Consider the following 22,678-nt stretch of genomic DNA (forward strand, 5'->3'; position numbering starts at 1 on the left):
AGTACAGCGTGAAAGGTGATGAAAAATCCGTGACTGCATTATCTGAGGCGGGTTTGAGGCTGTCGATACCGGGTCTTCCAGGTCTCTACCATGAATTTTTGTGGCAAAGTTCCAGGTTTGTTCCAGGTGATCTAACGGGATGGGCGATCAGCCGTAGGATGCGGGTCTGTTTCCTAGACTGCTCTAGATGCTTCAGCGCGATCGCCCTCATCACCCGCCTGCCCCCTCAGATCACGAGTCACACCAAATCCGAATCACACAACCCCGATTTCCAACAGGTGAAACCGTAGGGGCGAATGGCATTCGCCCAGAGGAGTCGGGGGTAACTAAGCAGGATTTAGTATCAGACCATGCCTCAGACCTGGTAGCCTTTGCCGATGCCTGGGTGATGGCTCAAACCGGCAGCGGCTTGAGCGGCCCAGAGCGGGCTCTACTGACAGCCGCCTGGTCGTCAGAACGCCAGAGCTATGACCAAATCGCCGCCGCCTGTGGCTACTCAGCCCACTATTTGCGCAAGCATGTTGGCCCCAAACTGTGGCAGACCCTATCGATCGCCCTGGGGGAGAAGGTCACCAAGTTAAACGCCCGACAACAGCTAGAGCGGCTCCGGGATCGCCAGGGCCACCCGCCGGTCTCACCCTTCAGCTCACCCGTGAGCGATCCCTCGACAGCCCCCCATCTGGACTGGTCTGCGCCAGTCGCGCCCACCTCGTCTTCATCGCCTACCCTGCGCAGCGTTTACCAAGACTGGGGCGAAGCCGTAGATGTCGATATTTTTTATGGGCGGCAGGTGGAACTATCGACCCTCTGGCAGTGGGTGGCCACGGATCGGTGCCGACTGGTGGGTATTTTTGGCGTCGGGGGCATGGGTAAAACCCACGTTTCCGTGAAGCTGGCCCGTCAGCTAGCCGAGGCGGTCACCAGCCAGGCCGGTGTGCCGTTGCCCTTATTTGACCTGGTGATCTGGCGATCGCTGCGCAATGGCCCCCCGCTCCACGAGCTGCTGGCCAACCTGCTGCAAACCTTCACCCGCATTAGCTGGGCGCACCGCGAGGTCTCCACCGACGCCCAACTGAGCCAGGTGATGACGCTGCTCAGCTCGCACCGCTGCCTGCTGGTGTTAGACAATGCCGAGACGATTCTCCAGGAGGGGGAATCGGCGGGGCACTACCGCCCAGGCTACGAGAACTACGGAGCGTTCTTTAAACACCTGGGGGAAACCAGCCACCAGAGCTGTTTGGTGCTCAATGGTCGAGAAAAACCTCGGGAGTTTGCGGTGCTAGAAGGGGATCAGACGCCGGTGCGATCGCTCTACCTCAAGGGACTAGCGGCCCAGTCGGGGCATCAGCTCTTAGTCGCAAAGGGGCTGGCTAAGGGGATAGAGGCCACCTTCTCGCCCCACATCACCGACTTGGTGCAGCGCTACGGGGGCAACCCCCTGGCCCTAAAAATAGTCTCAGCCACGGTTCAAGACCTGTTTGACGGCGATATTGCTGCCTTTTTGCACCAAGACATTATGGTGGTCGAAGCCCTTGATGACTTGCTAGAGCAGCACTTCACCCGGCTGACGGCGCTGGAGCAGTCAATTTTGTACTGGTTAGCCATGGCCCGTGAGCCCATTTCCCTCAGCACCCTGGGGGATGATCTGGTGCAAGCCCCCGGCCAGCGGAGCATTTTGGATGCGTTGAAATCCCTGGGGCAGCGATCGCTAATTGAGCGCCACCAGGGACAGTTCAGCATTCAGCCCGTGATCATGGAGTATCTGCTCGATCGTCTGGTGAAACAGGTCTGTGGGGAAATTGTGCAGGTCGCCGACTGGGAAACCCTTGGCCCAGACCAGCCCCCGATTTTGCTGACTACCCAGGCGCTAATCAAAGCCCAGGCCAAAGACTATGTGCGAGAAGCCCAAATTCGCCTAATTCTCAAGCCCCTGCTCGATTATCTATGGGTTGAACTCAAGACTCAGCGCCAGATTGTCACTGTGCTTACCCAGATGCTGCGGTGGCAGCAAACCCATTGGCCCCTGGCACCAGGGTATCTGGCCGGGAACCTGCTCAACCTGCTCATTCAGTTGGGTGCTGATCTAAGTGGCTACGACTGCTCTAATTTGACCATTTGGCAGGCCTACCTGGAAGGGACGAATCTGCGGGGTGTGAATTTCTCCTCCGCCGATCTGTCTCGCTCGGTGTTGACCGAAACCTTTGCCAGCACGCTGTCGGTGGCCTTTAGCCCCGCAGGCGATCACTTTGCCACGGCCACCACCGACAACGATATCTGCCTGTGGCAGACCGCCGATGGCACCAAAACCATGGTCTATCAGGGCCATACGGGCTGGGTGCATTCGGTCACCTTTAGCCCGACTGGGGCAGTGCTAGCCAGCGGCAGTGAAGACCACACGATTCGTCTTTGGCAAGTGCAGACCGGGCAGTGTTTGACCACCCTCAGGGGGCATCAAAGCTGGGTGTGGGCCGTGGTGTTTAGCCCCGATGGCCGATATTTAGCCAGCAGTAGCAACGACCAGACAGTGCGACTTTGGGATGTAGCCACCGGCACCTGCATCAATGTGTTTGAGGGGCATCAAAACTGGGTTTGGTCGGTGGCCTTTAGCCCCGATGGCGATTTGCTGGCCAGCGGTAGCAATGACCAAACCATCAAGCTATGGGAGGTGGATTCAGGTCGCTGTCGTCAGACCCTGTTAGGGCACAGCGACTGGGTGCAATCGGTAGCCTTTAGCCCCGATGGTGACTTGCTGGTCAGCGGGAGCCGCGATCGCAGCCTCAAACTCTGGGACGTGGCTGCGGGAACCTGCATCGCCACGCTGCAAGGTCATGAAAACTGGGTGCAATCGGTAACCTTTAGCCCTGCGGGTCAACTTTTAGCCAGCGCCAGCAACGACCAGACGGTGAAACTATGGGAGGTGAGCACCGGCCAATGTCTCAAAACGCTCCAGTGCTCCATTCAAGATATTTGGTCGGTGGCCTTTAGCCCCGATGGTGACTCGCTCATTGTGGGCGGTAGCGATCAGACGGTGCAGCTGTGGGAGGTGAGCACCGGGCAATGCGTCAAAACCTTGCGGGGTCACCTCAACGGCATTCTATCGATGGCCTTTAGTGCTGACGGTAGCACCCTGGTGACCGGAGGATGCGATCGCACTCTCCGGCTGTGGAACCTGACCACAGAGCAATCAACCCTAACCTTGGGTGGCCACACTAGCTGGGTGCGATCGGTGGCCGCCAGCCCGTGCCAAAACCTGGTAGCCAGCGGCAGCAGCGACCACACCATTCGCCTGTGGGACAGTAACTCTGGGCAATGTCTCAAAATTTTGCAGGGCCATATGAGCTGGGTGCGGTCTGTTTCCTTCAGCCCCAACGGCCTGACCCTGGCTAGCGGTAGTACCGATCACAGCGTGCGGATCTGGTCAGTGCAGACCGGCGAATGTCTGCATCACCTCCAGGGGCATAGCCATTGGGTGCGGTGTGTGACCTTTTCCCCTCACCCAGCCTGCTCTTTAGTCGCGAGCTGTGGCGACGATCAAACGATCCGCCTCTGGGATGGTACTACAGGGGAATGCCTACAGACGCTAGTGGGGCACACCAACGGCATTTGGTCGGTGGCCTTCAGCCCCGATGGGCAAACGCTGGTGAGCGGTGGCGACGACCAAGTGGTTAAAGTGTGGGATGTGGCTGCCGGTCAATGTTTGAACACCCTGGCTGGCCATACCCATTGGATTCAGTCAGTAGCCTTTAGCCCCGATGGCCAGTGGATCGCCAGCGGCAGCAACGACCACACCATTCGCCTGTGGGACGCCGCTACTGGAGCCTGTCGGCATCGGATGCACAGCCACCACAATCGGATTTGGAGCGTTGCCTTCAAACCTGCCACAGGGTTGTCACCAGAAGCCCCGATGGAACTGGTCAGCGCCAGCGAAGATGGCACCATTCGATTGTGGGATGCGATCGCCGGGCAATGCCTCAAGGTGCTCAGCGTTCCCGGCCTCTGTGAAGGTATGAATATTTGGGGCACGAAAGGGTTAACGTCAGCGCAACGAGCCACGCTGCAGGTGCTGGGAGCAGTGCAAACTAGCCATGACTCGCCGCAAAATTTGGCGTGAGCGTTGCTTTCAGATTGGGCATTGGTTCGTTAACGTCGGGGAGCTTTAAGAATCAATTTATTTGAGGATAGGAGGTACGCGATCGCTCCAGGGAGCAGCGGCCTCAAAGGCCGCAGAGGCCCTTAACAACGAGTGGATCACTCAGATGACGACCTGTAATCTGGAGCCGGATGGGCAAGCCGTCCTCTGTCCATCCGGCGGGAATGCCGGCGGCAGGTTGTCTGGCTAAGTTCATTGGGAAGGTAAAGTACAGCCAATCGACGCGGCGCACAGGTTTCCCATCAATGCGATCGGGACCGACTGGAATCCCAACTGGAAAGGGTGGAACACTGAGCGTAGGCGTTAGCAACAGGTCGTATTGCCGCATAAACTTCCACATTTTGTTGCAGACAGCTTTGCGAATCATGTTGGCGTTGGTGAAATCTTCAGCTGTCCAGGGTTTGGAGAGAAAATCGCGCAGGTAAGGGGTCATCTGCTCGCCCAGTTGGTCGGCTATGGCCCGCATTCCCACCAAATCACTATCCATCGCAATAATGGCGGCAAACGCATCTGCTGGATCATCAATAGATTGATCGCACCTGCTGATTTTGTTGGATCGTGTCCATGTTGCCCTGGATAAATACCTGCCCTTGTACTAACACGGTGACATCTGCATCCAATTGTCGAACAAATTCCATATCATGCTCCACCACAATGACGGTTGCTCGTTGCGACAACTGCTGCACCAGTGCTACCGTCTTTAGGGTTTCTCCTCGACTCATGCCGCCGGTTGGCTCATCTAGCAGTAGGAGTTGGGGATGGGTAACGGCTGCCATGCCGATTTCGAGCCACTGCTTTTCGCCATGAGAAAGGGTTGATGCAGGATTATTGAGGCGATCGCCTGACTGCCTGACAGAAGTGGTTGAAAGGCTTGAAACCTCGTGAGGCGAGGAGAAAAGGTGAGGTGACATGAGACGCTGAAATTTGCGTCATCTCAGAGTCTGCACCATGTCAGCCACCACCTGTCTTTATGATCAAGTGTTGTCCATGCTGCGGCATTCGAGGTAGAGGGCAAAGTTAAGGATCAGGGTGTTGCGATCGCACCTCTCTGCCAAGCGAGCTTGGTCAATGGTCGCCCCCTCCAGGGCCATCACCGTAGAGCTGCCCAGGGAGTCGCCGATCGCCGCAATTTGGGTCAGATCAAGCTGCGCGGCCCACTCCGGCGACTGGGCCACCAACCGCTCTAACTCGTCAATTAAAAACGAAATTTCCTGGGGCTGACTGACAAACTCAATCGGGCTAAGCAGGGTATTGAGCCGCCCGCCCAAAAATGACTCTCGATAGCTGAGGTTGCTGCCCACGTGGTCAGGGGCCATGACCACATAGCCGTAGGAGGCCAGGTGCTGATTGAGAAAAATAAAATCTTCTTTGACTGCCCCAAAGTCGTGGGACACAATGGCGATCGGGGCGGGGCCAGACCGACCCTCCGGCAGGTACACATCGACATCAAAGTCGTAGTTGACTGTCAGCTCCTCGCTGGTCTGCCGCAGGGCCGGATTAGTAACTGTAATGGTGCGGCGAACCACGCCGTAGGGGCCAGGCTGCGATAGATCTTGCAGGGCTGAAGGGGTAATCTGCGGTTGGCTAGCGGCTTCTGCTATTGCCTGCTCAAGAATGGCCCGCACCGCCGCCCGGTTGTAGCCTACGTAAATGAATGGCCAGTTCTCGGTGCAACTCCGCTAGCCCCGCCAAGCTCACCTCAACCGATTGGTCGGGAAAGGCATGCATCATGTCGATCAGCGTCCAGCCCTCGGGGCCGGACTGGGCGGCAGCGTTGATCACCGCCGCCCGCAGGGCGTAGAAGCCGTTTTCACCAGGTACCGACTGTAAAATTTTGCCCACGTTGGTGATGGCATCGCGACCCAGGGGCGAGTAGCTGAGGTGACTGACGGTGACCACATCCAGGGGTAGCCGCTGTTGCAGAATTGTCTGTAGGGTTGACAGCTGTTCGTCGTTTAAGAACCGGGCGTAGAGCTTGAAGCTTTTGGTCACCTCGCCGGTTTCAGCAAAGGTTTCTAAATCGTCGATATTGAGGGTAACAACAAATGGCCCAGTGGCCCGAACGCTAATCTGTTCAGCGCTATGGGCCGCCTGAGGGCGAATTAGCCCTGCTCCTAGGCCCAGGGCGGCGGCCCCAAGCACAGACGCCCACCAAACCACAAACGTCTCGATCGAGGCATAGAAGCGTGCATCGCCTTTAAACCAAGGATGTCGCTTACTCTATGCGCTTTCTATAAGGAATTTCTAATTTGCAGTGTCTGGTGTGAAATCTAACCTGTTTACCCAGGGCCATGGGTTTGAAGCCGCGAGGGCCGCCGCCCAGTCAATCAACGGACTGAGGAGTCAGACGTAGGGTCGCCCCAGGCAATTTTTTCGATTTGTTGCCACAGGGTGAGGGGGTTAAAGGGTTTGGTAATTACCCCGGCTATACCCATCTGGGCAAACTGGCGGCGATCGCGGGGCAGCACCCGCGCCGTCAGCAAAATCACTGGAATCTCTGCCGTAGATGGCTCAGCCCGCAGCGTTTCAAAGCACTGGTAGCCGTCCATGTCGGGCATCGAAATATCGAGCAGCACCAGGTCAGGCTGCTCGGTTTTTACCAACTGCAACCCGGCCAGGGCGGTCGCGGCCGTGCTGACCTGCCACCCGGCGTACTTGAGCAAGGCAACTTGGATTACCGCTCTCAAATCAGCTTCATCATCAATGACTACAATCCGTTTGGTCATGGTTTAGGGGGCATGGCGTAGGGGTCGTGGCTTAGGGAGTTACGTTTCTAACGCGCCGACGGGTTAGATATTGGTTAATGCGGGTCAGCAGCATGGCTTCGGGGATGGGTTTAGACAGCACCTCATCGGCCCCGGCGGCGAAGGCTTGCTGAATTGAGTCTGCATCGGTGTGGACTGTAATCACCAGAATGGGCAGGTCTCGGTACTGGGCATCTTGGCGAATGGTTTTGCAGAGTTCAAGGCCGTTACAGCCGGGCATGGCTAAATCGAGCAGCAGCAGGGCTGGGTTGATGGCCTTGAGCAGCGGCCAAAAATTACTGGGATTCAGTAAACAGGTGGTCTGTACACCCTGGGCCAAGAGCAAGCCGCTCAGGGCTTTGAGGATCATGGGGTCATCATCCACAATGATGGCGGTGGTGGTATGGGGCTGAGTTTCGGCGAGCACCTGGCTAACAATGGCCAGCAACGCCATGGCCTGGATCGGTTTGGCGATAAACCGCTGCACCCGATAGGGTATAACCGCCGTTCGTTCGCTCAGGCTATCGCGATCGGCTAGCACCAGCACGGGTAGGTCGGGAAAGTCGGTGGTCAGATCCGCTAAAAAGGTCAGGGTTGCAGCCCTGGGAACCGTTGCCCCCAAATTGACGACGATCGCATCGGGGATCTGACTGGCCAGCCGGTGGTGGGCGGTGGCGAGATCGGGGGCAATCTGCAGCGTAAAGGCTAGATCATGGGCCACGGCGGCCAGGTCGTGGGTAAACCCCTCATCCCCATCCACAATCAGAATGTGCTGGGTGGCGTCGCTGGGCTCTCGGTCGGGCTCAAAACTGGGCGGTTGGCTCAGCCGCTGCCGGAGGGTAGCGAGCAACCGGGCCAACGGCTGGGCCTGCTCTGGCCCGAGGGGAAAGGGTTCGCTCAGCAGGTGCTCGATCGCCCGCAGAGTGTCTGACCCCAAGCCATAGCCAAAGGTGCCCAGACTGCCGGTCAACCGATGGGCGATCGCCCTGGCCTCGGTCTGGAGGTCAGCGGTTAACTGCCCCTGGCTAAGGGAGGCTTGGGCGGCCTCCAGCACGGCCAAATGGTGGTTCAGATTAGCCTGAAACTGCTCGGCCACTTGCTCCAGGGTGGGCGGCGGTGCGGCGGGGTCGGGGGGCTCTGGCCGCCCGGCCTCTGATGGGGCTGCAGGCGGTGAGGATACAGGCGGCTCTGGCGCTGACGAGGTGTCAGGGGGCGATTTGAGGCGATAGCCTGACCCGTGCAGGGTTTCAACGGGGTCGTAGGGCAGCCCGGCCCGCCTTAACTTTTGGCGCAGGTCTTTGACTAAGTTGGTCACCGTGGGCTCTGCGGGGGCTTCGTCGATGGTCCACAGCTTGTCGATAATGGCACTGCGGCTAAAGATGCGCTTGGGGTTGCGCAGCAAAAGTTCCAGCAGAGCGTATTCCTTTGGGCTGAGGGCGACCTCTTGCTGGGCATAGGTGACATGCATGAGCACCGTATCAAACCCCAGATCGCCCCAGGTGAGCGCATTGGTAGCCACGGCGGGGGTCTGGCGACGCTGCAATGCCCTGAGCCGGGCGAGCACCTGCTGGGGGTCAAAGGGTTTGGTCACATAGTCGTCGGCCCCGGCGTCGAGCCCGGTAACCACGGCCTCGGTAGAGGACTGGGCGGTCAACATCATAATCGGGGTGGCACAGCCCCGCTGGCGCAGCTGGCGGCAGACGGTGATGCCATCGAGCTTGGGCAAGGTCACATCGAGCAAAATGATGTCGTAGTCCCACTCATCCACCAGGGCGAGGCCCATTTCGCCATCGGTGGCAAGATCGACGACGCAGTTGTGTTTTGCCAGCGTGGCCGAGAGCAGGCTGGCAATGTCTTGATCATCTTCGATGATGAGCACTTTCATCCCTGACCCTCCCCGGTGGCTAAGGCCAGGGTGAAGTAGAAGGTGCTGCCTGGCCCTGGCCCACTGTCGGCCCAGATCTGGCCCCCGTGTTGCTCCACAATCGTTTTACAAATGGCCAAGCCCAGGCCGGTACCGCCTTTTTGGCGCGAATCGAGGGCGTCAACCTGCTGAAAGCGATCGAAAATGCTCTCTAGCTGGTCGGCAGGGATGCCTCGGCCCTGGTCGGCGACGGCGATCTCGATCGCGCCATCCCGCCCCAGTTCCCTAGCTTTTACCACAACACCGCTACCCGGTGCTGAGAACTTGATGGCGTTGCTGAGCAGGTTGGTGAGAGTTTGAATGATGGCATCGGGGTCGGCGTGGACCTGGGCAGGGCAGGGTTCCCATCGGAGGCTGACCTCGGCCTGGTCGGCGAGGGGTTGTAGGGTGGCGATGGAGTCTTGTACCAAGGCGGCGATGGGGGTGGGTTCGATATTCAGCTCAGCTTTGCCGGATTCGAGCCGTTCTAGGTCGAGCACGTCGTTGACTAAGCGCACCAGCCGTTCGGTGTTGGTTTGGGCGATGTGGAGCATTTGGGCGAATTGATCGGGGTCATCGTCAAAGGCCCCGGCGGTGAGCATCATCAGGGCGCTTTGGATGGCGGTCATGGGGGTGCGCAGCTCATGGCTGACAATGCCGATGAATTCGTCTTTCATGCGGTCGATGGCGTAGCGATCGCTAATATCCTGGGCCGTACCAAAAATACGAACCACCTGCCCAGCGGCATTTAGGGCGGTTTCAGCGCGGGATTCGACATAGCGGATGGTTTGATCGGCGCGGATAAACCGGAAGACGGCTTTGTAGGGGGTGCCCTGTTCTAGGGCGGTGGTCACCTGCTGGTTCAGAGGGTCGCGGTCTTCGGGGTGGCACATGGCCAGAAAGTCGGTATACCCAGGTGCCCCCTGGTGGTTGGGCAGTCCGGCGATCTCAAACAGTTGGTCTGACCAGGTCATGGCGCCGGTTTCGGCGTTGAGATCCCAGTGGCCCAGGTTGGCGATCGCCTGGGCGGCGGTCAGGCGGGCTTCGCTCTGGCGCAGGGCGGCTTCGGTCTGGCGACGTTCCTGGAGCTCGGCCTGGAGCTGGTGGTAAAGGTCGGATTGGTAGATGGCGATCGCCAGCTGGTTGCTAATCTGCTGCAAAAACTCAGCCTCGGCAGGTTGCCACTGGCGGGGGAATTGGCAGGCATGCACCATGAGCAGTCCCCAAAGTCGAGGTTGGTGGCCATTCCCCTCGCTACCACGGGGGTAGAGAATGGGAGCGACCACTTCGGTTTGCATCCCCAGGGTTTGAACGAACGGCGATAGGCAGCCGCTGGCATCGAGGGTGGAGTAGATGCCGGGATGACCCTGAAGACAGTTTTCGTAGCAGGCTTTGAGGTCGCAGTCGGGTGCCCAAGGGAAGCTGCCAGGAATCGTGTATTGGGGATCGGTGACGGATTGAATCACGCGTACGGTGTTCTCAGGGGTGAATTTGAGAATTAGCGCCCGATCGGCCTGGAGATGGCGCTGCACCTCAGTGACCGTGGTGGAGAGAATTTCGGATAGATCGAGGGACTGGCGAATGTGCTGGGTGATCAGAGAGAGGAGTCGCTCGGTTTCAGCCTGCGATCGCAGCGATGTTTCCATGCGCTTGCGATCGGTAATGTCTTGCCCAATGCCGATGATGCGGCCATCGCTGAGGCGAATGTGGGCCCAGGTGGTTTCGACCCGCCGCCCCTCCCGATCGAGAATCGTCAGGTCAAGCCAGGTGCCATCGGCGGTTTCCCAGTGATCCAAGGCGCGCTGGTGATCGTCGGCGGTGGGGTAGATCTGCTCTAGCCAGTCGGCCTGGCTGAGCTCTGCCATCGACCAGCCCAGGGTGTCTTCGATCGCCCGGTTGACCAAAATTAGGTCTCCGCTGGCATCGTAAAAGGCCAGCATGATGGGAATGCGATCGACCAGGGTTTGCAGCATTTCCCACTGCCGGGTGAGGGCGTCGGTGCGTTCCTTTACCTGGGTTTCGAGGGTGCGGTTGTAGTCAGCCAGCAGCTTTTGGGCCTGCTTGCGCTCGGTAATGTCAGAGAAGGCTGCGATCGCATAGGCCACCTCCCCCAGGTCATTCAAAATTGGGGTGGCAATGACTTCCAGGGGCACCCGCCGTTGACCCTGGCGCAACTCAATGTCGTCGGCGTAGGCCATTTCCCCGGCCAGGGCTTTAGCCGCCGGTAGCTCCTGAACGGGGTAGCGTTCGTCGGTGTCGGCCCGATAGATTTGAAAGTCTTCGACCATGCGATCGAGATCGGCATCAGGGGAGCCCATACCCTGAATCAGCTCGGCTCTGGCGTTGGTGTAGGCCAACCGACCCGTCCTATCGAGCACCGACACCCCCACCGGAATGGCATCTAAAAACTGCTTGACTCGCTGCTCACTCTGGCGCACCTGGGCCTCACTCTGGCGCAGTTGGTCATAGAGCTTGGCGTTATAGATAGAAATGGCCGCCTGCCCCGCCAGCAGTTTGACCACCTCCAACCGTTCCACGGTGAAGGCGGCCGGAGTCAGATTGTTTTCTAAATAGACCAGACCGACGGCGATCCCCTGGTTGAGCAGAGGGGCGCAGAGAACTGAGCGCAGGGCATGGGTTTGCAGGTAGGGATCGGCGGCAAACTCATGGATCTGGGCGGCATCATCCAGCACGATACTGTCTCGACAGCGCAGCACGGTGTTGATCAACGAGAGCGGCAGTTGCCCATCCAGGGGCAGGTGTTGCAGCACATCCACCGCCAGGGCGGCGGGAGGTGAATCGGCACTCTCGGCGTAGCCCACGGCTTCAATAAACCACGCTTCTGGCTCCGCCTCTGGGGCGATCGGCAGGGCGATGCACCCCCGCTGGGCTCCGGCAATTTCGAGGAGGGTTTTCATCAACGATGACAGCAGCCGGGGCATTTCTATTTCGCTAGAGATGGCCTGGGCCGCTCGAAACACCGCTTGTAGGTCAATCGCTTGCTGGAGTGTTCGCTGGGACGTAAGGCCGTTCTGGGCGGGCTGTCCAGCACTGGCCTGAAGTTTATGGGTGACCCAGTGGGGGTACTGGGCTTCGAGGTGATGGACCTTGGCGGTGGCCCCCCACAGCCGATAGGTGTAGTGGGCCTCTTGCAGATAGGTGGCGGCAATGCGATCGCGCCCTCGCCCCAGGTAAAACTGACCGGCCAGTTCAAAGGCTAAGGCCTCGTCCTGCCGGTACTGGTTGGCTTTGGCCCCAGCAATGGCCCGTTCGTAGTAGTCTTCGGCCTCCAGCACCTGCCCCAGCACCCGGGCTTTTTCCGCCTCGACTAGGTGTACCCTGTGCAAAACATTCATGGGCGCGTGGGCGGCCCAGAGGTGAAGCTTTTCGAGGTTGGCATTGACCCGATTGAGGTCAGCGGCCTCGGTCGGCAGGGCCAGTTGCACCAGCGCATCATAGAAGCAAAACGCTGCACCGGCCACCATGCCCACCACTGCATCTAAATACTGGCGCGACAGGTCGGCGTTTTCAGCCGCCCGATCGTACTCCCCAAACCAATAAGAGAGCATAAGTTTGGCGAGATAACCTTGGTGTAGCTCGGTGCGGTTACCCTGGTGTTGGGCGAGGGGAAGGGCGGTGGCTTCGTCGTAGGCTGGCCCGATTAACTGAGTCGGCTGGTCAGCCTGACCCACCAGATTAAGCGCCGATTGCAGCCACACCGACGCCCAACCCAGCGCCACATCTTGACGGATTTGGCGAATGGCTTCGACATAGCCCTGCATCGGTTCTAGCACCTCGCTCAGGGGTTCCCCACTGAAGTAAAGATGGGTGATGAGGTGGAACAGGGCATAGCCAGCGTACTCAAAGTCCCCGGTGGCAATGCCACTGTCATAGCCCGCTAGCAGCATCGAGCGACTGTTCCGCAGGGGCTCTTGCCAAAAAATGACATGCCCGCCCACGACGTTAAACACCTTGGCCTGAAACTGGTGGGCTTTGAGCTGGGTCACCAGTTGCGAGGCCAACTGACCAAACCGATAGCCCGTCTCAATCTGGCCAAAAACCCCGCAGTTAAACAGCGCATACCCGACATAGCCGATGGTTGAACCCTGGGTATGGCCGTACTGCAGCGACAGCTCTATGATCTTCAGCAAAATCAGGGGCAGCAAATTCGGGGCTGAAATATAGGCAGCGCTGCCGATTTTGGCTAACACCTGCACCGCCGCCAGGGCCACGGCATCCTGCATGGTTGGCAGCTTCAGCAACTCCTCTGAGGTGCGGTCAGCCAGGAGGGTGTTGAGATGCAGTAACGCTCCCTGCGCCTCATCGACGGTTGGGTGCGGGGGCAGGTAAATTTCTAGCGCCGCTAACAGGGTCAGCCCGGCGGCGATCGCCCCTTGCAGATTGCCCTGACTGGCCAGGGCTTGAATTTTGATGTCATAGCTTCTAGCCGTATCCAACGGGGTGGTCGCCTGGGCCAGTACAGCATTGAGGTAGCGCTCTGTTTGGGCCATGGTGCCGCTCAGGTAGGCGGCTTCGGCGGCTTCTTCGTGGAGCGCTAGCGCCAGTCGATAGTTTTTTTGCCAGGGATTCACCCCCAGCAGCGCCAGCCCCGACTGCCCATAGGCCAGGGCGGCATCGTAGGCGAGCGAGGTCTTGGCTTTGACAGTGGCTTGCAGGTTGAGATCGGCAAGCGCCTGACGCTCTGCCCCCGAGAGCGCTGCCGCCAGCTCGACCGCCCGTAGCCCCAGATTGAATTGGTCTGCAATGGCAAACAACCGATCGGAGAGTTTGTCGATGGTTGTTTCTTGCCACAGCAGATGACCAATTTGCAGGTGTAGCCGACAGCGCTGCGGCGGGTCAATGCCTTCGTAGACCGCCTGCTGTACCTGGTCATGGGCAAAGCGGTAGCGGGGACCCGTCTGGTCGCGCAGGGGCAACAGCAACCCCTGCTGGGTGGCAATGGCCAGATTGGGCCATAACGCATCGGCAGATTGCCCAGCCAGCAGGGCCAGGGTTTGCCCATCCAACTCAGCGCCAAGGCAGGCCGCCCACTGCAAGAGCCGCTGGGTGTCGGCGGGTAACTCTCGCAAACTATCGACCATGAGGGCCACCACATTGTCGGTAAAGCCCACTGCCTCAATCTGGTCAATATCCCACTGCCAGCGTCGCCGATCGCCATCAAAGGTGAGCAACCCCCGGCTGTACAGGGTTCTGAGAAATTGATTGATAAAGAACGGGTTGCCGGTGGTTTTTTGCATCACCCAGTGGGTCAGCTCCGTGATCGCCTCCATGGGCTGATTCAAGGTATCCGATAGCAGCTGCCCGACCTGGGTGGAGGTCAAGGGTTCTAGAACCAAGGTTTGTGGAAACCCCCCAGCCTGCTTGAGGGAGCCCAGCATCAGGGTCAGGGGGTGGGCCTGGTTGACTTCATTGGCGCGGTAGGCCCCCAGTACCAACACATGCTGAAGGGTGCGATCGCACAAAAGCCGCTGGAGCAGATTCAGGCTGGCGGTATCCGCCCATTGCAAATCATCCAGAAACACCGTCAACGGATGCTCTGGCGTGCAAAAGACCCGCACAAAGTTCTGGAAGGCGTAGTTGAACCGATTCTGACTCTCCAGTGCCCCCAGGTGGGGCACCTCAGGCTGGTCGCCAATGATATGCCCCACCTCTGGCAACACCGCTACAATCAGGCCACCATTGGGGCCAACGGCCGCCAAAATGCGATCGCGCCACCGCTGTAACTCCGCCTCGCTTTCGCCCAGGATCTGCCGCACCAACCCCCCAAAGGCTTCCACAATAGCTGTATAAGGAATATTGCGCTGATACTGGTCAAACTTACCGCTGATAAAATAGCCGTGCTGCTGAGTAATCGGGCGATAGAGAGCCTGTACCAGGGCTGATTTACCGATGCCGGAATAGCCGGTGATGAGCAAGAGTTCAGGGTAGGGAGATGGGGGTGGGGCGCTCGCCGCAGGGGGATCTACCCGCCCACGCTCCCCCGTGGCCACTCGCTCAAAGGCCGCCAGTAGCTTCGCCACATCCGCTTCGCGACCGTAGAGCTGCTGGGAAATGTGCAGCTTGCCCGTAAAGTCCTGCTGCGCCAGGGGAAAATCGGCAACGGTGCCGGTGGCCTGCCACAGTTTCAGCGCGTGAACCAGGTCGGCTTTGAGGCCAGCGGCGCTTTGGTAGCGATCGTCGGCATTCTTGGCCATCAGCTTTAACACTAGGGCCGACAGCACCGGGACAATGGTGGGGTTGAGTTCGCTGGGGGGCGGGGGCAAGATTGCCAGATGGCCGTGCACCAGCTCCAAGAGATCCTCGGTGGGAAAGGGTAAACGCCCGGTCAGCAGGTGATAGAAGGTGACGCCCAGGGAGTAGAGGTCGGTGCGGTAGTCAATGGAGCGATTCATCCGCCCGGTCTGCTCTGGCGACATATAGGCCGGGGTGCCTTCAAGCTGGCCGGGCGGCGCAGGGGCAGGGGCCGTTTGGCTGAGCTGGGTGGCAAGGCCAAAGTCAATCAGCTTGATCTGCCCCGTGGCCGGGTTGAGCACAATGTTGCTGGGGTTGATGTCGTTGTGAACCACCTGACGGGTGTGTACCTGGTGCAGAATGTCGGCCAACGTAATCGCCAGCTTGAGAAACCCCGCCGTCTGCATGGGACAGTAAATTTGGGGCCACTGCCGCATCCAGTGGCTGAGGGACTGGCCACCAAAGTCTTCGCAGACGATGACGTAGGTATGGGCGTAGGGCACTTGGTCGTAGGCTTGGATCACCCCTGGCAGCGAGAGCGATCGCAGCACCGCATACTCTTGCCGGTAGCGGGCGATCGCCTGAGGGCTGGGATATTCCTGGCGCAGCACCTTAAGCACCACCGCCCGGCTGTCTGCCTGCCGCACCGCCCGATACACCAGCGAAGTTTGGCTGTCGTACAGCCTGCTTTTAAGGATGAATCCAGGAATAGGAATCATAGGGAGCGAGAGTTTTCGGGGTAGCCAGCTTGTCAGTTCATCAGCGTTCTAGGCGTGCAAGGCGTTTGCCTATCCTAATACGAGAGTTCAGGCTGAGGGTTTATGTAACGGTTCGTTCTGGCTCGCATAGCCCATAATTTACTGAGGCTACTGAAAAAGCCTTGGGATGGCTTAGGTAAATGCGATCGCGCTGCATCAATTTGAACGGGTTAACGATCTAGCAGGGTTTCCCTATATTTCTCTTATGGCTTTGTGCGGACTCCAGCGGGCTCTAAGATATTCCCTATAAAAACCAGATAACTTGGGCGTACATTCAGATCCACACACCACGGTAATTAGGTTAGCCCTGAATCCAGGGTCACCCTATTTACAAATGAAATTAATCCCGCCTCTTTTGCTCTGCGGCAAGAGAGGTTTTTTATACTGTCGTGAGGGCTAAAAGATATTGCCTCAGCGCTAAATGACCCGGACAACATCTCAGGCTTTCTTTAACATTAGAAATTCCCTAGACATGGGTGCGTCGGTCGCTAGGAATTCCTTAGATGTTAGCGCTAGGTTCGGCGAGGTAGAACAATCACTCCTTAGGAGAGCCACCATGCCGAAAGGTAAGCCAAACATCCTCATTCTCTGGGGCGATGACATTGGTCAAAGCAACCTGAGCTGCTACAGCGATGGCCTGATGGGCTATCAAACCCCCAATATCGATCGCATCGCCAAAGAAGGGGTGCGCTTCGTTCACTACTACGCCGAGCAAAGCTGTACCGCCGGTCGGGCCGCCTTCATTACCGGGCAATCGGTCTTCCGCACGGGGTTGAGCAAGGTCGGTCTGCCCGGTGCCGCGCTGGGCTTCCAGGCCGAAGACCCCACTATCGCCGAACTGCTTAAGCCGCAGGGCTACCGCACCGGCCAGTTTGGTAAAAACCACTTTGGCGATCGCGACGAGCACCTGCCCACCATGCACGGGTTCGACGAGTTCTTTGGCAACCTATACCACCTCAATGCCGAAGAAGAGCCCGAACTACCGGACTATCCCCAGCCCGAAGACTTTCCAAACTTCCGCCAGAACTACGGTCCTCGCGGCGTGCTGCACTGCTGGGCCAACGGCGACGGCACCCAGCGGATTGAGAACACCGGCCCGCTGACCAAAAAGCGGATGGAAACCATCGACGATGAAGTCACCGTCGAAGCTAAGCGGTTTATCACCGATGCGAAGAATGCGGATGAGCCCTTCTTCGTCTGGTTCAACACGACCCACATGCACTTCCGCACCCACTGCAAGCCCGAAAGCAAAGGGCAGGCCGGTCGCTGGCAGTCGGAATATCACGACACCATGATCGACCACGACAAAGCCATCGGCGAAATGCTGGATCTGATCGATCAACTGGGTCTGGCCGAAGACACCATCGTCATGTACAGCACCGACAATGGCCCCCACATGAACTCCTGGCCGGATGCGGGCATGACCCCCTTCCGAAATGAGAAAAACTCCAACTGGGAAGGGGCCTATCGAGTGCCGGCTATGGTGCGCTGGCCTGGCGTATTCCCGGCGGGGGAAGTCCGCACGGGTATGGTCAGCCACATGGACTGGTTGCCCACCCTGCTGGCCGCTGCCGGTGAGCCTGACATCAAAACCAAGCTCAAAGCAGGGCATCCGGTCGGCAGCAAGACCTTCAAAATTCACCTGGATGGCTACAACCAGCTGGATTACTTCAAAGGGGCTACCGACAAGAGCCCCCGCATCGAGTTCTTCTACTTCTCTGACGACGGCGACCTGACCGGGCTGCGCTACGACAACTGGAAGATTGTGTTTATGGAGCAACGGGCTACCGGAACGTTGCAGGTGTGGGCAGAACCGTTTACGCCACTGCGGGTGCCCAAGATCTTTAACCTGTTGACCGATCCCTACGAACGGGCGGATATCACCTCCAACACCTATTGGGATTGGATGCTAGACCACGCCTTTCTGCTGGTGCCAGCCCAGACCTATGTGGCTCAGTTTCTGGCTACCTTCGCAGAATATCCACCCCGTCAAAAGGCCGCCAGCTTCAGTCTGGATGACGTGATGGCGAAGATGGAAGCGGGCGTTACCAGCGCTTAATCCATCCGTAACTCTGTTCCTTCACACCCGTACCTCCCTCTACCAGGTTGTTGGGGAGGGAGGTTTTTGGGCTGTGGCAGAAGGGTAAAGCACTGCCACGCAGGGATTTCAGCCGTCTGGATTCTCATACCCTACTTCTCGCTGGCTATGGGGCTGCGCTTTCAAAGGACACTGACTATGACCGAGGTAATGATTGCTCTCGCTAACCTGACCACGCTGGTATTTGTGGTCAGCAGCATGTTGGCTCTGGGACTGAGCCTGACACTGATGCAAATTCTGGCTCCGCTGAAGAATGTCGGGCTGGTGGTGCGATCGCTGGTGGCTAATTTTGTGCTGGTGCCCCTGGTAGCGTTTGTGCTCAAAACCATCATTCCCCTTGACCTATCCTTGGGCATTGGGCTGATCTTGCTAGCGACAGCGGCAGGGGCACCCTTTTTGCCCAAGCTGGCTCAAGCGGCTAAGGCTGACGTAGCCTTTAGCGTGGGACTGATGGTGCTGCTGATGGTAGCGACGGTGGTATATGTTCCCGTTGTGCTACCGCTACTGCTACCGGGGGTGTCGGTTAATCCGGCGGACATTGCGCGATCGCTAATTATTCTGATGTTGATTCCCCTGGGGATTGGCCTGCTGATTAAGGCCCGCTATGACGATCTGGCCCGAGGGCTGCAACCTCACATGGCCCAGGCTTCTAGCAGCAGCCTGATAGCGGTGTTTGTGCTGATGCTGGTCCTCAATTTTGAAACCATGGTCAGCGCGATTGGCAGCGGGGCCATCATTGTTGCCATTTTGTTTATTGGCATTTCCCTGGCGATCGGCTATTTTCTTGGCCCCACGCCACGGACCCGACCCGTGATGGGGTTAGGGACAGCCCAGCGCAATATTGCCGCAGCGATGGTGGTTGCCACCGGCAACTTTGCCGACGATCCCAACGTGCTGACCATGATTTTGGTCGGGGCGCTGCTGATGCTGGTGATTCTTATGCCTGTGGCAGGAGAACTGGGCAAATCCATCAACCCCACAGGGATTCAGTAGCCTCTCCCAATCCTTACCCCACCCATGGATACCCATGCAACTTAAGCGATCGCATCTCCTAAAACTATTCCTAGCCACAGGTCTAGCCCCGATTATTCACCCCTTAATTCAACCGGCAGACGTTGCTGCGACCCCAGACCCGCTGCCCTCCTGGCACAATAGCCCGGTTAAGGCGGCAATCATGGCCTTTGTGCAGCAGGCGACTACCGAGGGTGGCGCAGGCTATATTCCGCCGCGCGATCGCATTGCCACCTTTGATAACGACGGCACCCTGTGGTGCGAGCAGCCTTTGGCCCAGGGGGCCTTTGTGGTCGATAAGCTTAAGGACCAGCTAGAGGCTAACCCCGACCTGGCTACCCGGCCCGTGATCGTCGCCATCCTTGAGGGGGACAAGAGCTATTTTGCTCAGCCCGACGCTCTGACCGAGCTGGTGCAGGTGCTCGGTGCCCTCAGCGCCAACATGCCCCAGGCGGAGTTTGACCAGCAGGCGGTGGCCTTTTTAGAGACGGCCACCCATCCTCAGTTCGACGTTCACTATACCGAGATGGGCTATCTACCCCAGGTAGAGCTGCTGGCCTATCTACGGGCCAACGGCTTTCAAACCTGGATTTGCTCCGGCGGCGGCATCGATTTTATTCGCCTGCTCTCGGAGACGATGTACGGCATTGTGCCCCAGCAGGTGATTGGCAGCTCTCTAGAGAAAGAATACCGCCAGGTCAATGGCGAAGGGGTGATCTGGCGACGGCCCGATATTGACCTGATAACCGATAAGGAGGGCAAACCCGTGGGCATCGATCGCGCCATTGGCCAGCCGCCCGTGTTTGCCTGCGGCAATGTGCGATCGGGGGGCGACATCGCCATGCTCACCTACAGCCAGAGCGCGCCCTACCCTTCCTTTCAACTGCTGATCAACCACGATGATGCCCTGCGCGAGTTTGCCTACAGCGAACCCGACAACGCCTCGCTCAACGCCGCCAGCCAAAACGGCTGGCAGGTGGTCAGCATGAAAACCGACTGGAAGACCCTATTTTCCTGGCAGTAGAGCCCGTAGGGCGGGCATTGTCCACCCACTACTGAAAGTCCGTTCCATCCCCTGGCTAATTCAATTCCACTTCTAAATTAAGGAACCCCTACCATGCTTAACCGAGCTTCTCGCCAAGAGCGCCGCGCAGAGAACCAGCAAGACCGCAGCTTTGGCCGCCGCCACAGCGGCAATACCCGCTACAAAATGCGGCAGCGGCTGGTGTCGATTGGCGATGACTTTTTCATCGAAAATGAAGCGGGCGATCGCGTGTTTAAGGTCAACGGCAAAGCCCTGCGCGTGCGTGACACCCTCATTTTTGAAGACCTACAAGGCCGGGAACTGTGCAAACTCCAGGCCAAGGTGCTGCGGGTCAAAGACTCGATGGAAATTGAAGGCCCCAACGGCGAACACCTGGCGATGGTGAAAAAGGCGCTGATCTCTCCCCTGCGCGATCGCTGGGTTGTGAAAATTGGCGATGGCCCCGATCTGGATGTGCAGGGCAATGTTTTAGATCACGAATACACCATCGAAGCAGGCCGCAACAAATTGGCCGAGGTCTCGAAGCGCTGGTTCCGCCTCAGCGATGTCTATGGGGTTGAAATTGAACCGGGTCAGCATGACGTGCTGATCTTGGCCGCTACCGTTGCGATCGATATGATGGCCCACGAGTAAGCCCTCTGCCTGCGGGCTACTGTATATACATAAGTCCTGAAACCCTTGCTGCCGGGGTTTTCCCCTCATTCCCCAACCCCTTCTCCCGTCCTGGGAGAAGGGGAGCTGGATTCAGCCGGAAACGCTTGTCTTGCCTCCCCATCAGATCCCCTGCCGCTGTGACCGTCTCCCATCGCGCCATCCTCTGACTCGCTCAGCCAAAGTCCCGATCCAGGGTTCTCCCAACTGGGTAGCCGATGCGATTGCGGGGCTCACCAACGCCCTTAGCACGATCCCCGATGGCTGAGCCTCAGCAGTGCGACCCAGGATTGACCTCGTCAGTAGATCAAAAACAGACACCCCCTATATATCTCTTAGATCTCTCCTCCATACCCGCCAGCGCCCTTACAAAATTAATAGGCCTCAGATCTAGGGTTAAGTCCATTACCCATTCACCCTCACCATGCCGACCCTCAGCCTTTCTACCGCGCAAACCCGTCGCCCCCCCGCCAAAGACATGGCCTGGATTGCAGGCGACACCTTCAGGATGGGCTCTGACCACCACTACGACGAAGAGGCTCCGGCCCACAACGTCAAGGTCGATGGTTTTTGGATGGATAAGTACCCTGTCACCAATGCTGAGTTTCAAAAGTTTGTCAAAGCCACAGGCTATGTCACCTTTGCCGAGCGGCCCGCCAACCCAGACGACTATCCCGGTGCCGACCCGGCTCTGCTCCAGCCCGCTTCCATTGTGTTTACCCCGCCCACTCAGCCAGTCGATCTGGGTAACCACTACAACTGGTGGACCTACGTGCCTGGGGCCAACTGGCGGCACCCCGAGGGCAAAGGCAGCACGATTAAGGGCCGAGAAAAGCATCCCGTGGTACAGGTCACCTTTGCCGATGCCCAGGCCTATGCCGCTTGGGCCGGGAAGGATCTGCCCACCGAGGCCGAGTGGGAGCTGGCGGGGCGCGGCGGCCTGGAGGGCAAAGAATTTGCCTGGGGCGATGAGCTGTACCCCAACGATAAATTTATGGCCAACACCTTCCAGGGTCACTTTCCTTACCGCAATTCCGGTGAGGATGGCTATGAGCGCACCTCCCCCGTGGGTAGCTTTCCGGCCAATGGCTACGGCCTCTACGACCTGATTGGCAATGTGTGGGAATGGACTACCGACTGGTATCAGGAGCACAACCGGATTCAAAAGCCCCCCTGCTGTACCATGGCCAACCCTCGGGGGGGAAGCCCTGAGGCCAGCTACGACCCCAACCTCCAGGGGGTGCAGATTCCTCGCAAGGTAGTCAAAGGTGGGTCATTTCTCTGCACGCCCGACTACTGCAAACGCTATCGCCCCGCCGCCCGCATGGCCCAGGGCATCGACGCCTCCACCTGCCACATGGGCTTTCGCTGCATTGTGCGGGCCATCCATCCTCCTACCGTTGCAGAGGCCTGAGCCGTTATGGAAAACATGGAGAACATTCCGTATATTTTTACGATTTTCTTCTTAACCCTGGGGCCGTTAAAAATCATTCCCGTGTTCGATCGCCTTACCCACGACGCCACCGCAGCCTATCGGGTGCGGGTGGCCGGTTTAGCGACGCTGATCTCGACCATCATTGTGCTGATGCTGTCTGGGGTGGGGCGCAACATCATTACCAACTGGAAGGTTTCGCCGAGCGCATTGGCCTTGGCGGCGGGCATTTTGCTGCTCACCTCGGCCCTCAAGCTGCTGTCTAACTTCTCGCTGCCCAAGCGCATCCAAGAGCACCCGCCGATGTCTGACAAAGATCCTAAGGAACTGGCGATTTCTCCCCTGGCCATTCCTGCCATTGTGACGCCCTATGGCCTGGTGGCGATCCTGGCGTTTATGGGCAATGCCCAGGGGCGAACGGGGCTAGAGCTATCGATCGTGGCCGTGCTGTTGCTGATCATGGGCATGAATTTGGTGGGGATGCTGATTACGCCGCTGATTGTGCGCTGGATTGGGCTGATTCCATTGCTGATTGTCGGGTGGGTGTTTGCGGCCCTGCAGGCGGCCCTGGCCCTGGAGTTTATTCTGGCAGCGTTTCGCTACCTGGGTTTAATTAACTACTAGCCCTCTCATC

14 protein-coding genes are annotated in these 22,678 nt (G+C 58.4%); 7 read left to right on the plus strand and 7 right to left on the minus strand.

Features of this window, described 5'->3' with window-relative positions; translation table 11 throughout:
- The first annotated feature begins 187 nt into the window (after positions 1-187).
- Entirely contained in the window at positions 188-4,111 is a 3,924-nt protein-coding gene (locus tag AC0QKW_RS24720) for a WD40 domain-containing protein (protein WP_473153781.1), read from the plus strand.
- Positions 4,112-4,214: 103 nt separating this feature from the next.
- Here AC0QKW_RS24720 and AC0QKW_RS24725 read toward each other — a convergent pair whose 3' ends face one another.
- The 7 genes from AC0QKW_RS24725 to AC0QKW_RS24755 form a co-directional block, all read right to left on the minus strand.
- Positions 4,215-4,637 (minus strand): amidase family protein, encoded by a 423-nt coding sequence (locus tag AC0QKW_RS24725; protein ID WP_473153782.1) that lies wholly within the window; start codon positions 4,635-4,637, stop codon positions 4,215-4,217.
- A gap of 34 nt (positions 4,638-4,671) precedes the next feature.
- Entirely contained in the window at positions 4,672-5,061 is a 390-nt protein-coding gene (locus tag AC0QKW_RS24730; protein ID WP_473153783.1) for an ATP-binding cassette domain-containing protein, read from the minus strand.
- A gap of 63 nt (positions 5,062-5,124) precedes the next feature.
- Positions 5,125-5,775 (minus strand): alpha/beta hydrolase family protein, encoded by a 651-nt coding sequence (locus AC0QKW_RS24735; protein ID WP_473153784.1) that lies wholly within the window; start codon positions 5,773-5,775, stop codon positions 5,125-5,127.
- Positions 5,759-6,310 (minus strand): alpha/beta hydrolase, encoded by a 552-nt coding sequence (locus AC0QKW_RS24740; protein ID WP_473153785.1) that lies wholly within the window; start codon positions 6,308-6,310, stop codon positions 5,759-5,761. Before AC0QKW_RS24740 ends, AC0QKW_RS24735 begins: the two co-directional genes overlap by 17 nt.
- A gap of 167 nt (positions 6,311-6,477) precedes the next feature.
- Positions 6,478-6,876, minus strand: a complete 399-nt coding sequence (locus tag AC0QKW_RS24745) for a response regulator (protein WP_473153786.1) — start codon at positions 6,874-6,876, stop codon at positions 6,478-6,480.
- A 31-nt stretch (positions 6,877-6,907) separates the two neighbouring features.
- Positions 6,908-8,779 carry a response regulator gene (locus AC0QKW_RS24750; RefSeq protein ID WP_473153787.1) on the minus strand — a complete coding sequence of 624 codons (1,872 nt, stop codon included), beginning with the start codon at positions 8,777-8,779 and terminating at the stop codon, positions 6,908-6,910.
- Complete coding sequence (locus AC0QKW_RS24755; RefSeq protein ID WP_473153788.1) at positions 8,776-15,768, minus strand: AAA family ATPase; 6,993 nt, start codon at positions 15,766-15,768, stop codon at positions 8,776-8,778. Before AC0QKW_RS24755 ends, AC0QKW_RS24750 begins: the two co-directional genes overlap by 4 nt.
- 595 nt (positions 15,769-16,363) lie before the next feature.
- Here AC0QKW_RS24755 and AC0QKW_RS24760 point away from each other — a divergent pair.
- The 6 genes from AC0QKW_RS24760 (at position 16,364) to AC0QKW_RS24785 (ending at position 22,668) form a co-directional block, all read left to right on the plus strand.
- Positions 16,364-17,866 (plus strand): arylsulfatase, encoded by a 1,503-nt coding sequence (locus AC0QKW_RS24760; protein ID WP_473153789.1) that lies wholly within the window; start codon positions 16,364-16,366, stop codon positions 17,864-17,866.
- A gap of 177 nt (positions 17,867-18,043) precedes the next feature.
- Positions 18,044-18,898, plus strand: a complete 855-nt coding sequence (locus AC0QKW_RS24765; protein WP_473153790.1) for a bile acid:sodium symporter family protein — start codon at positions 18,044-18,046, stop codon at positions 18,896-18,898.
- Between the two features lie 34 nt (positions 18,899-18,932).
- Positions 18,933-19,940 carry an HAD family hydrolase gene (locus AC0QKW_RS24770; RefSeq protein ID WP_473153791.1) on the plus strand — a complete coding sequence of 336 codons (1,008 nt, stop codon included), beginning with the start codon at positions 18,933-18,935 and terminating at the stop codon, positions 19,938-19,940.
- Between the two features lie 93 nt (positions 19,941-20,033).
- Positions 20,034-20,594, plus strand: a complete 561-nt coding sequence (locus AC0QKW_RS24775) for an LURP-one-related/scramblase family protein (RefSeq protein ID WP_473153792.1) — start codon at positions 20,034-20,036, stop codon at positions 20,592-20,594.
- A gap of 442 nt (positions 20,595-21,036) precedes the next feature.
- Complete coding sequence (locus tag AC0QKW_RS24780) at positions 21,037-22,026, plus strand: formylglycine-generating enzyme family protein (RefSeq protein WP_473153793.1); 990 nt, start codon at positions 21,037-21,039, stop codon at positions 22,024-22,026.
- A gap of 15 nt (positions 22,027-22,041) precedes the next feature.
- Positions 22,042-22,668 carry a MarC family protein gene (locus AC0QKW_RS24785; RefSeq protein ID WP_473153794.1) on the plus strand — a complete coding sequence of 209 codons (627 nt, stop codon included), beginning with the start codon at positions 22,042-22,044 and terminating at the stop codon, positions 22,666-22,668.
- The last annotated feature ends 10 nt before the right edge of the window (positions 22,669-22,678 follow it).

The organism is Pseudanabaena sp. PCC 9330 (assembly GCF_055795045.1).

Excerpts from the sequence above, each read along its gene's own strand:
- AC0QKW_RS24720 (WP_473153781.1), top strand. The coding sequence starts at position 188 with ATGCTTCAGCGCGATCGCCCTCATCACCCGCCTGCCCCCTCAGATCAC.
- AC0QKW_RS24725 (WP_473153782.1), bottom strand. The coding sequence starts at position 4,637 with ATGGATAGTGATTTGGTGGGAATGCGGGCCATAGCCGACCAACTGGGC.
- AC0QKW_RS24730 (WP_473153783.1), bottom strand. The coding sequence starts at position 5,061 with ATGTCACCTCACCTTTTCTCCTCGCCTCACGAGGTTTCAAGCCTTTCA.
- AC0QKW_RS24745 (WP_473153786.1), bottom strand. The coding sequence starts at position 6,876 with ATGACCAAACGGATTGTAGTCATTGATGATGAAGCTGATTTGAGAGCG.
- AC0QKW_RS24750 (WP_473153787.1), bottom strand. The coding sequence starts at position 8,779 with ATGAAAGTGCTCATCATCGAAGATGATCAAGACATTGCCAGCCTGCTC.
- AC0QKW_RS24755 (WP_473153788.1), bottom strand. The coding sequence starts at position 15,768 with ATGATTCCTATTCCTGGATTCATCCTTAAAAGCAGGCTGTACGACAGC.
- AC0QKW_RS24760 (WP_473153789.1), top strand. The coding sequence starts at position 16,364 with ATGCCGAAAGGTAAGCCAAACATCCTCATTCTCTGGGGCGATGACATT.
- AC0QKW_RS24765 (WP_473153790.1), top strand. The coding sequence starts at position 18,044 with ATGACCGAGGTAATGATTGCTCTCGCTAACCTGACCACGCTGGTATTT.
- AC0QKW_RS24770 (WP_473153791.1), top strand. The coding sequence starts at position 18,933 with ATGCAACTTAAGCGATCGCATCTCCTAAAACTATTCCTAGCCACAGGT.
- AC0QKW_RS24775 (WP_473153792.1), top strand. The coding sequence starts at position 20,034 with ATGCTTAACCGAGCTTCTCGCCAAGAGCGCCGCGCAGAGAACCAGCAA.
- AC0QKW_RS24780 (WP_473153793.1), top strand. The coding sequence starts at position 21,037 with ATGCCGACCCTCAGCCTTTCTACCGCGCAAACCCGTCGCCCCCCCGCC.
- AC0QKW_RS24785 (WP_473153794.1), top strand. The coding sequence starts at position 22,042 with ATGGAGAACATTCCGTATATTTTTACGATTTTCTTCTTAACCCTGGGG.